Here is a 13,426-nt window from a genome sequence, read left to right on the forward strand (position 1 = left end):
GATGGCAAAAACATTTGAATACAGCATGAAAATTCCTTTTGATATGAGCGATGTCAATGGATTTATAAAAATTCCCCAATTGATCTTGCTGTCTTTGCAGGTATCAGGCATGCAATCGATTGAGCTGGGCATGAGTGATATGTACATTTTAGAGAATTACAATCTAGTCTGGATTATCACGGATTACAATATGAAGATCGATCGTCTCCCAGTTTTTGATGAGAAGATCACTATCGAAACCTATGCCATGAGTCACAATCGCCTGTTTTGCTACCGGGCCTTTAACATCAAGGACGAAGCGGGAAATACCATCATTGAGATGGTGGCGACCTTTGTCTTGATGGATCGTGATACACGCAAGGTCCATCCTGTTATGAGCGAAATCACGGATGCCTTTGATTCAGAGTTTTCAAAAACCATGCTCCGTGGTCCCCGTTTCAAAGAATTGGAAGGGGGCGTGGAACAAGAATACCGGGTTCGTTTTTACGACTTGGATATGAACGGACATGTCAACAATAGCAAGTACTTGGACTGGGTTTTTGAGGTGATGGGAGCGGACTTCTTGACCCAACATGTCCCTAAGAAAGTTCATCTAAAATATGTCAAAGAAGTGCTGGCAGGAGGTATCATCACCTCTCAATATGAACAAGAGGGCTTGAAAACCCAGCACCAAATTAGCTCAGATGGTCATATCAATGCCCAAGCTGAAATTGAGTGGGAAGAAGTAGAAGAAAAGGGTTGGACTTATGGAAAGTAGAAGATTAAAAAATAAAAAACAAGAGCTAGCAGGCTACCAAAAACGGGTTGTGGCTTATGCAAAGCGTCAAAAGAACCCTTTGTACATGTTAGGAGATTGGCTCTTGACTCTTTGTGCTTTGGGCATCATCCTGGTGGAAGAAATTTACAAATTTTTCCGTTACCGTTTGAATTTAGAGAGTTTTAGCCGTTTCTTGAAAGAAGATGTACGTTGGTATCGGGTCTGGATCCATTTCACCCTGGCCTTTCTCTTACCTGTCGTGATCTTTTCGGTCGGCATTACCAGCCAATCAGGCTCCTTCTGGTCTAATTTCTATCATCGTTTGTCTCAAGGCGTGCTTTTTAGCACAACTGTTAGCCTCGCTGCGACCTTGGTAACGGATTTTGTAGAAAATTTGCAACCAGAAACCAAGTCAGACGGCCGGAACCGGAGCACCAAGCGCACGGTTTATCAAATCAGTGTGGATCAGGCAACCGTAATAGGCTTGTTATTGACCATTGTGATCCTCATGGTGGCTTCCTTCTTGTTTACCCAATCAGGCAATCAAGGGATCAATTTTACAGGGTTGATTTTACAATTTGTCCTCTATGGTGGAGCCTTGCTTTTGTATGGGTCTGGTGGACGAGTCGATGCAGAGAAGTTGCATGAAAAAGCTGATACAGAAAGGGAAGAATAAATGCACTACAAGGGCTATTTAATTGATTTGGATGGCACCATTTACAAAGGAAAATTACGAATTCCAGCAGGAGAAGCTTTTGTCCATGAATTGCAGGCGCGTGAGATTCCCTATCTCTTTGTCACCAATAACACAACCCGCACACCAGAGACTGTTCGGGATATGCTGGCGACTCACTTCAATATTGAAACCCCTGTGTCGACCATCTATACAGCTACCCTTGCGACCATTGATTATATGAAGGATCAAAATCTGGGCAAGAAGGCTTATGTGATCGGCGAAGCGGGGCTCAAAGATGCTATTGAAGAAGCTGGCTATATCATGGATGAAGAAGCACCTGATTATGTGGTGATTGGACTGGATTGGCAAGTGGATTATGAGAAGTTTGCTATTGCGACCTTGGCGATTCAAAAGGGAGCGCACTTTATCGGGACCAATCCTGACCTCAACATTCCAACAGAGCGTGGCTTGCTGCCAGGAGCAGGATCTCTGATTGCCCTTGTTGAAGCAGCGACACGGGTCAAGCCTGTGATCATTGGCAAACCAAAGGCCATCATTATGGACAAGGCCATTGAACACCTGGGGCTTGCAAGAGAAGAAGTGGTCATGGTCGGGGACAATTATTTAACAGATATTCGTGCAGGTATTGATAATGGGATTCCAACCCTTTTGGTGACGACAGGTTTTACTAAACCAGAAGAAGTGCCGGCCTTACCAATCGCACCGACACATGTTGTTGCCAGTCTAGCGGAGTGGGATTTTGATGCTTAAAAGTCTGAAATCAATCAACCAATTTTTCTTTATCTTGTCAGCTGCAATCCTTCTCACCATTGCTCTAGCTTGGGTCCTCTATCCCATGGAGATTCATTGGTTGGGGATTCAAAGCCGTACTGGTTTTTCGGCATCTGTCATCATGAAGAATTTTAATGTCTTGATGAACTACTTGACCAATCCTTTTCAATGGGTGTTGAAGATGCCCCAATTCCCCTCTTCAAAAAATGGACTGCACCATTTTGAGGCTGTCAAGTACCTATTTCACTTAGTGACAGTTGTTTTCGTGGTCACTCTCCCTGGTTTTATCCAGTTTATGCGGACAGTTGTCAAAAAAGGCTACCTGGCCTTGTACCGTAGTCTCTTCTTTTGGATGATGGTTTTACCAGTGGTGATTGCAGTGGTGGCTGTTATGATTGGCTTTGATCAATTCTTTACGCTCTTTCATCAGGTCTTATTTGCTGGGGATAATACTTGGCTCTTTGATCCGCGCGTGGATTCGATTATTCTTGCATTACCAGAAGACTACTTTATGCATGCCTTTTTGATTTTCTTTGTCTTATACGAAGGAATGTGTGCGAGTTTTTATCTATTTTCTAGGAGGAAAAAATGAACCAATACAACCGATTATTAGACCCTAAAAAAGATATAGGAAGGTATTCCGGGACACTTGCCATTTATCTCTTGGTGATGACCTTGGTGAGCGTCCTGTGGGAAGTCCTCCTTGGTATGATTATTTCAGGATCTCTTAGAAAAGATCCAAGTCAAGTAACGGAAAAACTAAACTCCTTGAATGTTTGGTCGGGCATCCCTTACTTCATTTCCATATTCATTGGCCTCTTTCTCTTTAATGCCTATCGCAAGAAGGCCCTTTATAAATATGATCTTAAGCACAAGGGACGTAAGATGACTCTTTCAGTCTTCTTTATTCTTCTAGCATTTTTAGGCTTTTCTCAAGTCTTTTCATCTGTGATGACACAAGTGATTGAGCGCATGTTTGAGACCATTGGCCTTCATTCTCCAACACCCGATCTAGGTGATACGATTGAGCGATCATGGACCATGCTCTTGTATGCTGGCTTTTTTGGTCCAATCACAGAAGAATTCTTCTTCCGTGGGGCCGGTTTGCGAGGCTTGGAACGGTATGGCAAGATCTTTGCCATTGTCATGACGGCTATCTTGTTTGGACTCTTTCATGCCAATTTTGATCAGCTCTTTTTCGCAAGTATCATTGGTCTAGGTTTTGGCTACATTGCCTTTGAATACAATATCTGGTGGGCGATTTTCTATCACATTTTCAATAACTTTGTCATTTCCCAAGGCTTGCATTATGTTACTTATCATGTGGACGAGGGACTAGCGAATTGGCTACAAATTGGTGTTTTAGTTATTGGTTCCATTGTGATGATAGTGGTTCTTGCGACTAAATGGCCAGCTATCAAGGCTTATATTCAAGCTAATAAACCTCAACCGGGAGTTTTCCAGCGTGCCCTCGCGTCCTTCTGGTTCTGGTTCTTCGTACTATTTACTATCCTGATGTCTATTGTTCCTTATGTGATTCCGGTCTTCCAGATGGTTAATCTCAAAGTATAAGTATTATCAAAGGGGGGATTTTTTTAGATCCCTCTTTTTTGCTATTAAAAAGGACAAATGAAGATAAAAGATTGAGGATGAGTGTCTGATATACCATTTAATAATTATTTTTTACTTGGTGAAGGTGGATAACAATAATACAAACATACTAGAGAGAGGCTACCCCCTCTCTTTTTTGCTATAATAGAGAGTATGAATAACTTGATTAAATCCAAGCTCGAGCTCTTGCCGACGAGTCCGGGCTGTTACATTCACAAAGACAAGAACGGTACCATCATCTATGTGGGGAAGGCCAAGAATCTTCGCAATCGGGTGCGGTCCTATTTCAGAGGAAGCCACGATACTAAGACAGAAGCACTAGTATCTGAGATTGTGGATTTTGAGTTTATCGTCACCGAGTCCAATATTGAGGCCTTGCTTCTTGAGATCAACCTCATCAAGGAGAACAAGCCCAAGTACAATATCATGCTCAAGGACGATAAGTCCTATCCCTTCATCAAGATTACCAATGAGCGCTATCCGCGCCTCATCATCACGCGCCAGGTGAAAAAGGATGGTGGTCTCTATTTTGGTCCCTATCCAGATGTGGGAGCGGCCAATGAGATCAAGAGGCTTTTGGATCGGATTTTCCCATTCCGCAAGTGTACCAATCTGCCTTCCAAGGTCTGCTTTTACTACCATTTAGGGCAATGCATGGCCCACACGGTCTGCCACAAGGACGAGGCCTATTTCAAGGGCATGGCCCAGGAGGTTTCTGATTTCCTCAAGGGGCAGGATGACAAGATTATCGATGAGCTCAAGCTCAAGATGAATACCGCTGCGCAAAACATGGAATTCGAACGGGCGGCCGAGTACCGCGATCTAATCCAGGCCATCGGGACCCTACGGACCAAACAGCGGGTCATGGCCAAGGATTTGCAGAATAGAGATGTCTTTGGCTACTACGTGGACAAGGGCTGGATGTGTGTGCAGGTCTTCTTTGTTCGTCAGGGCAAGCTGATCGAGCGTGACGTCAATCTCTTTCCTTACTACAATGATCCAGACGAGGATTTTTTGACCTATGTGGGGCAGTTTTACCAGGAGAAATCTCACCTGATCCCCAATGAAATCCTGATCCCTCAAGACATCGATGAGGAAGCGGTCAAGGTCCTAGTGGATACCAAGGTTCTCAAGCCCCAGCGTGGGGAGAAGAAGCAGTTGGTCAATCTGGCTATTAAAAATGCGCGTGTCAGTCTGGAGCAGAAGTTCAATCTCCTTGAAAAATCGATGGAGAAGACCCAAGGTGCTATTGAAAACCTTGGAAAACTCCTGCAAATCCCAACTCCTGTGCGCATTGAGTCCTTTGACAACTCCAACATTATGGGGACCAGTCCAGTCTCAGCCATGGTGGTCTTTGTCAATGGGAAGCCAAGTAAAAAGGACTATCGCAAGTACAAGATCAAGACCGTCGTCGGACCAGATGACTATGCCAGCATGCGGGAGGTCATCCGCAGACGCTACAGCCGCGTCATGAGAGATGGCTTGACGCCACCAGATCTGATCGTTATCGATGGGGGTCAGGGCCAGGTCAATATCGCTAAACAGGTGATCCAAGAAGAGTTGGGGTTAGATATTCCCATTGCAGGTCTGCAAAAGAATGACAAGCACCAGACCCATGAATTGCTCTTCGGTGATCCCCTTAAAGTCATCGAACTCTCTCGAACCTCGCAGGAATTTTTCCTCCTCCAACGGATCCAGGATGAAGTCCACCGTTTCGCCATCACCTTCCACCGCCAGCTCCGATCCAAGAATTCCTTCTCCTCCCAGCTGGACGGCATCGAAGGTTTGGGACCAAAACGCAAGCAGTTGCTGATGAAGCACTTCAAGTCGCTGACCAAGATCAAAGAAGCTACTGTAGATGAGATTGTCACAGTCGGCATCCCGCGAGCAGTCGCGGAGGCGGTGCAAGCCAAGCTCCAACAAGGAAAGCAGGAAGAAGCAAGTCCCTTGATGGAAGTGGCGGAGGCTTCTGAACCATACCAATCATAAGGAGTTTATAATGAACCATCGAATCGCTATTTTATCTGATATTCACGGAGATACGACTGCCCTCAAGGCAGTGATTGCGGATGCGCGTGCTCTAGGCGCAACGGAATACTGGCTTTTGGGGGACATTTTGCTTCCGGGGCCTGGAAGAGAGGACCTTTTTGAGTTGCTGGATGCGATTCCTATTACAGCGGCTGTTCGTGGAAATTGGGACGATTGTGTCCTAGAGGCTTTGGATGGCGAGTACGGGCTTGAGGATCCGCAGGAGATCCAACTTCTTCGACTCACTCAGTATCTCATGGAAGGACTAGATCCTAAGCGGATCGATTGGCTTCGTTCGCTTCCATTGGTAGAGAAGAAGGAGGTCAATGGCATTCGCTTTTCACTGACTCATAATTTACCAGAAAAGAATTATGGTGGGGACTTGCGTCCAGCAAATGCGACGGAGAACTTTGACCAATTGCTGGATGATCAGACGGATGTGGCGATCTACGGTCATGTCCACAAGCAGTTACTTCGCTATGGCAGTCAGGGCCAGCAGATTCTCAATCCAGGGACTATTGGCATGCCTTATTTCGACTGGGAACCAATTCAAAACCACAGAGCTCAGTATGCACTGATTGATGTCGAAGAAGATGGGGTGACCAACCTGCAATTTCGTAAGGTGGCCTATGACTATGAAGCAGAGCTCCAAGATGCTAAGGACAAGGGCCTTCCCTTTATTGAGATGTACGAAGAATTAAGACGCGAGGATAACTATCGGGGCCATAACATCGAGCTTCTAACTAGCTTAATTGAGAAATACGGTTATGCCAAAGAAGTAGCTGCCTATTTCAATCTTTCTAATGAATCATAGATGGGTCTCTTGTGTATTCAACCTATAACAAAGAAGCGGATCTTCAAAATGTCTGCTTCTTTTTTCACAATCTTAGGCTGTAAAACCCTGCAAGCTCTTTCATTTTGTGTTAAAATAGAGGTAACAGAAATAGAAAAGGAAGAAGCTTATGAAATTTCTAGAGCTCAATAAAAAACGCCATGCGATCAAGCATTTCACTGACCAACCGGTCGATCCAAAGGATGTACGGACTGCCATTGAGATCGCAACATTGGCCCCTAGCGCCCACAATAGCCAGCCTTGGAAATTTGTGGTCGTTCGTCAAAAAAATGCTGAATTGGCAAAATTAGCCTATGGTGCAAACTACGATCAAGTCATGGAAGCACCTGTGACCATTGCCCTCTTTACAGATACTGATTTGCAAAAACGGGCTCGCAAGATTGCGCGTGTCGGTGGGGTGAAAAACTTCACAGATGAGCAGTTGCAATACTTTATGCAAAATCTTCCTGCCGAATTTGCGCGCTATGATGCCCAACAGACAAGCGATTACTTGGCTTTGAATGCCGGTCTTGTGGCTATGAACTTGGTACTTGCTTTGACGGACCAAGGCATTGGAACCAATATTATTTTGGGATTTGATAAATCAAAAATCAATGAAGTATTGGACATCGAAGAGCGTTTCCGTCCAGAAGTTTTGATTACGGTTGGCTATGCGGCTGAAAAAGTAGAGCCAAGCTACCGCTTACCAGTGGACGAAATCATTGACAAACGCTAAGCCAATTAGCAAATAGAAGATCGAGGAGGAATTCATGACAACAGTTGACTTTAAAGCAGAAGTAGAAAAACGTCGCGATGAGATGATGGCTGACCTATACAGCCTCTTGGAAATCAATTCTGAACGCGATGACAGCAAGGCAGATGCGGAGCATCCTTTTGGACCTGGTCCTGTAAAAGCTCTTGAAAAATTCTTGGAAATTGCCAAACGTGATGGCTATGAAACCAAGAATGTCGACAATTATGCCGGTCACTTTACTTTTGGTGAAGGAGAAGAAGAGCTTGGGATCTTTGCCCATATGGACGTCGTGCCTGCTGGTAGTGGTTGGAAGACGGATCCCTACAAACCAGAAATTATCGATGGCAAGCTCTATGCGCGTGGTTCGTCTGATGATAAAGGGCCTACAATGGCCTGCTACTATGGTTTGAAGATCATTAAAGACCTAGGACTCCCTGTTTCTAAGCGCGTGCGATTTGTTGTCGGTACGGATGAAGAATCAGGATGGGGAGACATGGATTACTATTTCAAACACGTCGGACTTCCTGAGCCAGATTTTGGCTTCTCACCAGATGCGGAATTCCCAATCATCAATGGGGAAAAAGGAAACATCACTGAGTACCTTCATTTTGGAAATGATAACACAGGAAGTGCCCATCTTCATAGCTTTACAGGTGGTCTTCGTGAAAACATGGTACCAGAATCAGCGACTGCAGTGGTTTCTGGACAACTTCCAGATCTTGCTGGCCTCTTAGATGCTTTTGCCAAGGAACACCAGCTTCAGTATGAAATTTCAACTGTTGACGAAGAAACCTATACCGTTACGATTATCGGGAAATCTGCTCACGGATCAACTCCTGAAGATGGAATCAATGGTGCGACCTACTTGGCTCTCTTGTTGAACCAATTTGATTTTGGTGGTGCTGCTAAGGCTTACCTTCATGTGACAGCTTCACTTCTTCACGAAGATTTTGCTGGTGAAAAATTAGGTATTGCCTATACGGATGCCAAAATGGGACCATTGAGCATGAATGCAGGTGTCTTCCATTTTGATGATAGCCAAGCAGACAACACTATTGCCCTCAATATCCGTTACCCCCAAGGTACAGATCCTGAAACCATCAAATCCACCCTTGAAAAGATTGAAGGAGTGGCTACAGTAAGCTTGTCCGCTCATGGTCACACACCTCACTATGTTCCGATGGATGACGAATTGGTATCCACTCTCTTGCGTGTTTACGAAAAACAAACTGGCCTCAAAGGACACGAACAAGTGATCGGTGGTGGTACCTTTGGTCGTCTCTTGAAACGTGGGGTTGCCTTTGGTGCTATGTTCCCAGACTATGTCAATACCATGCACCAAGCTAATGAGTTCGCAGATGTCGAAGATCTCTATCGTGCAGCTGCTATTTACGCAGAAGCTATCTATGAACTAATCAAATAATCCACTACTCGGCCAGTTTTTTCTGGCTGAGTTTTTCCATAGAAGGAGGACTTATGTCAAGGATTGAAACCATTAAACAAGTCATTATGGCAGATCCTCAAAATAAAGAATATACGGATAAAGGAATCGAGCCACTCTTTGCAGCTCCAAAGACAGCTCGCATCAATATCATCGGACAGGCACCTGGACTGAAAACACAAGAAGCAGGCATTTACTGGAAGGATAAGAGTGGTGATCGCTTGCGCGAATGGTTAGGAGTTGACGAAGACACCTTTTATAATTCTGGTTTGTTTGCGGTCATTCCCATGGATTTTTATTTCCCAGGGCATGGAAAATCTGGTGACCTTCCACCTCGCAAAGGCTTTGCGGAAAAGTGGCACCCTCAACTTCTCAAAGAGTGTCCGGATATTGAGTTGACACTCTTAATTGGACAATACGCCCAAGCATACTACCTTCATGAGAAGGTTAGTGGCAAAGTAACCGAACGGGTCCACCATTTTAAAGATTATTTGCCAACCTATTTTCCACTCGTTCACCCTTCCCCTCGCAATCAAATCTGGATGGCTAAAAATCCTTGGTTTGAGGCAAAGGTGGTGCCGGAATTGCAAACCTTAGTACAAGAGATCATTCAAAAATAAAGGAGAGCGACGATGGATCCTTATCAACAAGTTAAAGAAAAATTAGATGAGTTAGGAATTTCATTTGATGTGGTGGAACACCCACCTGCCTTTACGACGGAGCAGGCGGATTCTTATATTGAAGGCTTAGAAGGTGTCCGGACCAAGACCATGTTTTTGACCAACAAGAAGAAAACCCAATACTATCTGCTCATCATGGATGACCAGAAGCCATTGGATATGGATGATTTCAAAGAGCAAGTGGAAGCCAACCGGATCCGCATGGCCTCAGCAGATTCTTTAGCTAAAAAAATGCAATTATCGCCAGGAACGGTTTCTCCATTTGGTTTATTGAACAATGAAGAAAAAGATATTCGAGTATATTTCGATAAAGACATTGTGTCAGAGGAGATCATGACCTTCCATCCCAATACCAACGAAAAAACGATCTTTATTAAAACCCAAGACTTGTTCCGATTTTTAGAGTCAATTGGCTTTAGCTATGAAATTCTAACCCTTCCATAACATAACTTATAGGAGAAATCATGAAAGAAATTCCATTTTCAAGCTTTTACCAAGCTTATCAAAAAGGAGACTTACACGTTCTTGATGTACGCGAGCAGGAGGAATATGATGCCCTTCACTTAGATGGGGTTCGTCTTCTTCCCTTATCTGAGTTAGCAGATCGCTACCAGGAATTAGAGAAGGATCATCCCTATTATGTCATCTGCAAGTCAGGTCGACGTTCAGCACGCGCTTGCCAATTTTTGGAAGAGCAAGGCTATGATGTGACCAACGTCCAAGGTGGCATGGATGCATTTGAATCCTAAAAAATGACCTCTGAAAAGAGGTTTTTTCTTTACTAATTTCTAAAAATGAGTAGAATTTGTATGTTTTTCAAAAGATATTACAGGGATTTTCCAGTCTTTCATTGAAAATGGTTAAGAAATTTTGTATAATATCCTAGTATGAACAATAGTTAAGGAGATTCATTATGTCAAAACAAGATTGGCTGGATTATTTCGAAGCCGTAAATGGTCGTTCTGCTAGTGCAGAAGAAATTGCTCAAGCACTGGCTGCAGGAGAATTTCAAGAAGAAGTAGTGGTTCCAGAAACTCCACAAGCTCCAGAATTTGTCGCAGCGCCAACTGCACCTGTGGAAGAACCAGTTGCTGCTCCACAAGCCCCAGAGTTTGTCGCAGCGCCAACTGCCCCTACTGAAGAACCAGTTGCAGCTCCTCAAGCCCCAGAGTTTGTTGCAGCCCCAACTGCACCTTTTGAAGAGCCAGTCGCAGCTCCAGTTCAAGAGCCTGCCCCTCAAGCAGCTCCAACGAATGGACCTGTTTTCCAACAAGCTCCACAACAAGCTTACCAACAACCTACTCAAGCAGCTTATCAACAAGCTCCTTACCAAGGTCAACCAGGACAACCTTATCCTGGCCAACCAAGTCAATTTGGTGTAGCCGTTGGTGGTTACTGGAATTGGTTCCTTTCAGCTTTGAAACGTCCAACTGCTGTAGAAAATCCAAAAGCTCTTAACGGAATTTTACAGTATGTCTTAACTGCCTTTGTCTTGACCCTATCAACTTTCTTCACAGCTAGTGGAGCTACAGGTGGTTATGGAATGGATTTCCGTGCCTTTATGTTGACATTGATTTCCCTATTCTTTAGCGTTTACGCCTTCCAAGTAGCAGGATTCTTTGTTCGCCGTGTACTTCTTCAAGATAAGGAATACAGTTATAGTCGTTCATTTGAAGAATTTGGACGTTTGTCTGTCTACACTTTGCCACTTGCCCTTCTTGCTTTCTTAGTAGGTCTTGTAAAAGTTTATGAATTTTATGGCTTTGTAAATTTCTTTATTTTCTTCTTGTTCTTTGTTGGAACATGCTATGTTGTTCATCAAGGTTTGAACAAGACAAGCTTTAAAGCAGATAAATTCTTACTTCTAGTAGCATCATTTGTTGTCTTGCTTCTCATTGCCATCTTTGTCATTTATGTGAATGCTCGTATTTTAGAACAAGTAGCCGTAGGATTTATTCCAAGTGCTCCAAATTTCTCTAACTTTGGATTCTAACAATATCACAAAACGGAAGGTGGGGGGACCCACTTTCCCTATTTTATAATGAGGGAGAAGAGATCCATGCAAAAGAAATGGGTTGAATTATTTGAAAAAGTGATCGGTCGCAAACCGTCACCAGAAGAGTTTATGGCTGGGAAAGCTTGTGGATTTGATTTGAAACAAATTCAGTCTATCGCAGGGAATGCCCCAGCAGAGGAAGTCGCTCCTGTTGAGGAACCAGTGCTTGAACCAGTTGAAGAAGTGAAGAATGTTGATCCACTTCTAGCAGCTCGTCAGGCTTGGTTGCAACATTTTGAAGAAACCTATGGGCGCAAGCCAAGTGCAGAAGAATTTACCGCGGCTAAAAGTCAAAACTTTGAGTTTTTTGTAGGACCTGTTCCTGAAGCAGAATTTGCGAACCTAGATGCAACAGAAGTAACACAGGAATATGTGCCTCAACAGCCGACTCAAGCGTATACGGCTCCACTTGCTGCTGAGCAAACGCAGGTCTTTGCTGGTCCAAATGTTACAGAAGCAGGTCCAGCTCAGAAAAAACAAAAGGCTCCTAAAACGAAGGGTGGAAAGAAACTTTCCAAGAAGAAAATTGGGATTATTTCTGCTATTGCAGTCCTTGTGATCGCTATGGTAGCAGCCTTCTTTTACTTCCAGTCAACAACGCGTGTCGAAGTGACTGCAGATAAATTTATTAAGGCAGTGGACACCAAGGATTATCGCGAAGCAGCAGATCTACTTTCAACCGATAACGATAAATGGACAAAGGATGAAGCCGAAAGCTTTATTACCAGCATGGAAGATCAAGGGGTCGATATCGGCACAGAGTTGAACAAGATCATTGATAATGGTGGAGAAGGCAGCTATACGGATAAATCTGGAAACAAGATCTTTGGTTTGGAAAAAGCGGACAAGAAATTTGGAATCTTCCAAGAATACCGTGTGGCCAGCTATCCAGTACAAGTGAAGGTCAAGACCAATTTGGACCAAGCCAAACTCAAAGTGGCTGCCAATAAAACGGTAACCTTGAAAAAAGATGCAGTGACAGATCTTGGTTCTTTCCATTACAATACAAAAGAAATGGAATTAACTGCTAAAACAGAGGTCGGAAATGTTACTTCTAAGATCCATCTCAATCCTAAAAAAGCAACCAAGAATAATTTAGAATTGCAGTTGAATTCTGAAAAACGCAATTTAGAAGTTGAGTTTCCAGATGAAGTTGAAAACCCAACAGATGTGAAGGTTGTGGTCAACGGCAAAGAAGTCGGAACGAGCACGACCTTTGAGGTAGATAGCATCCCTTATCAAGAAATTGAAGTACATGCCGTCTTCAACATGAATGGGGAAACCTATACAACTGAAAAGGCTAAGGTGACGATTGAAGAGGGTGAGAACGATCCGATCGAACTTAAACTAGCCAAAGATACCCTAAAACGCATCAAGAGTGCACAAGATGCTAAGAAAGCGCAAGCAGCCAAAGAAGAACAAAATCGGACCTTGGCAGAAGAGTTCTTGAAAGAGTACCGCGACGCTGTCTTTAGCTCAGTTTCAAATCGAAACAACACCTACTCTAAATACTATGACACACAAAGTCAAGCCTACAAGGACATGGTTGAATTCACAACTGGTGATGGGGTTCGAAAGGCTAAAATTGACTACTATACTCCAGGAGCTTTGGACATTCAAAGTGTCACGGAAGAAAATGGTGTGGTGACGATCAAGACTTATGAAGACTTTACCGTGCATTATACAGATAGCCATCCAGATTCACAAAACCGCAAGTACAAGACCTACACCTTGAAAAAAGTAGGTGCAAGTTATGTGATTACGGATATTGTCGTAACAAAAGAATCATAGGAGATTCC

At 43.8% G+C, this 13,426-nt stretch carries 14 protein-coding genes; all 14 read left to right on the top strand.

From position 1 onward, the window contains the following. The first annotated feature begins 1 nt into the window (after nucleotide 1). The gene (locus tag O3642_RS00545) at nucleotides 2–757 is read left to right on the top strand and encodes an acyl-ACP thioesterase domain-containing protein (RefSeq protein ID WP_070662416.1); all 756 of its coding nucleotides are present in this window, start codon (nucleotides 2–4) and stop codon (nucleotides 755–757) included. Beyond that, nucleotides 747–1,433, top strand: a complete 687-nt coding sequence (locus O3642_RS00550; RefSeq protein ID WP_369087677.1) for a hypothetical protein — start codon at nucleotides 747–749, stop codon at nucleotides 1,431–1,433. The genes O3642_RS00545 and O3642_RS00550 overlap by 11 nt, the downstream gene beginning before the upstream one ends. Then, on the top strand, nucleotides 1,434–2,204 hold the full coding sequence (locus O3642_RS00555; protein WP_369087676.1) for a TIGR01457 family HAD-type hydrolase: 771 nt from the start codon (nucleotides 1,434–1,436) through the stop codon (nucleotides 2,202–2,204). Next, nucleotides 2,197–2,817, top strand: coding sequence for a TIGR01906 family membrane protein (locus O3642_RS00560; protein WP_371605161.1), 621 nt, complete (start codon nucleotides 2,197–2,199; stop codon nucleotides 2,815–2,817). The genes O3642_RS00555 and O3642_RS00560 overlap by 8 nt, the downstream gene beginning before the upstream one ends. After that, nucleotides 2,814–3,797 carry a lysostaphin resistance A-like protein gene (locus tag O3642_RS00565; protein WP_369087674.1) on the top strand — a complete coding sequence of 328 codons (984 nt, stop codon included), beginning with the start codon at nucleotides 2,814–2,816 and terminating at the stop codon, nucleotides 3,795–3,797. The genes O3642_RS00560 and O3642_RS00565 overlap by 4 nt, the downstream gene beginning before the upstream one ends. A 192-nt stretch (nucleotides 3,798–3,989) precedes the next feature. Beyond that, nucleotides 3,990–5,825, top strand: coding sequence for an excinuclease ABC subunit UvrC (gene uvrC, locus O3642_RS00570; protein WP_369087673.1), 1,836 nt, complete (start codon nucleotides 3,990–3,992; stop codon nucleotides 5,823–5,825). Nucleotides 5,826–5,835: 10 nt separating this feature from the next. Beyond that, nucleotides 5,836–6,678 carry a metallophosphoesterase gene (locus O3642_RS00575; protein WP_371605162.1) on the top strand — a complete coding sequence of 281 codons (843 nt, stop codon included), beginning with the start codon at nucleotides 5,836–5,838 and terminating at the stop codon, nucleotides 6,676–6,678. A 148-nt stretch (nucleotides 6,679–6,826) separates the two neighbouring features. After that, nucleotides 6,827–7,432, top strand: a complete 606-nt coding sequence (locus tag O3642_RS00580) for a nitroreductase family protein (protein WP_003001591.1) — start codon at nucleotides 6,827–6,829, stop codon at nucleotides 7,430–7,432. 34 nt (nucleotides 7,433–7,466) lie between these two features. Then, nucleotides 7,467–8,873, top strand: coding sequence for a dipeptidase PepV (gene pepV, locus O3642_RS00585; protein ID WP_371605163.1), 1,407 nt, complete (start codon nucleotides 7,467–7,469; stop codon nucleotides 8,871–8,873). A 53-nt stretch (nucleotides 8,874–8,926) separates the two neighbouring features. Continuing rightward, a complete protein-coding gene (locus O3642_RS00590) occupies nucleotides 8,927–9,511 on the top strand; it encodes a uracil-DNA glycosylase family protein (protein ID WP_320910638.1) in 585 nt (194 codons plus the stop codon). A 12-nt stretch (nucleotides 9,512–9,523) separates the two neighbouring features. Continuing rightward, a complete protein-coding gene (locus O3642_RS00595; protein ID WP_320910639.1) occupies nucleotides 9,524–10,015 on the top strand; it encodes a prolyl-tRNA synthetase associated domain-containing protein in 492 nt (163 codons plus the stop codon). 20 nt (nucleotides 10,016–10,035) lie between these two features. Then, complete coding sequence (locus tag O3642_RS00600; RefSeq protein WP_070449063.1) at nucleotides 10,036–10,320, top strand: rhodanese-like domain-containing protein; 285 nt, start codon at nucleotides 10,036–10,038, stop codon at nucleotides 10,318–10,320. A 164-nt stretch (nucleotides 10,321–10,484) separates the two neighbouring features. Further along, nucleotides 10,485–11,564 (top strand): DUF6574 domain-containing protein, encoded by a 1,080-nt coding sequence (locus O3642_RS00605; RefSeq protein ID WP_155126019.1) that lies wholly within the window; start codon nucleotides 10,485–10,487, stop codon nucleotides 11,562–11,564. 66 nt (nucleotides 11,565–11,630) lie between these two features. Next, nucleotides 11,631–13,418 carry a hypothetical protein gene (locus tag O3642_RS00610; RefSeq protein ID WP_371605164.1) on the top strand — a complete coding sequence of 596 codons (1,788 nt, stop codon included), beginning with the start codon at nucleotides 11,631–11,633 and terminating at the stop codon, nucleotides 13,416–13,418. Nucleotides 13,419–13,426 lie beyond the last annotated feature (8 nt).

It is taken from the genome of Streptococcus sp. 27098_8_66 (assembly GCF_041431945.1).
Classification (GTDB): Bacteria; Bacillota; Bacilli; order Lactobacillales; family Streptococcaceae; genus Streptococcus; species Streptococcus dentalis.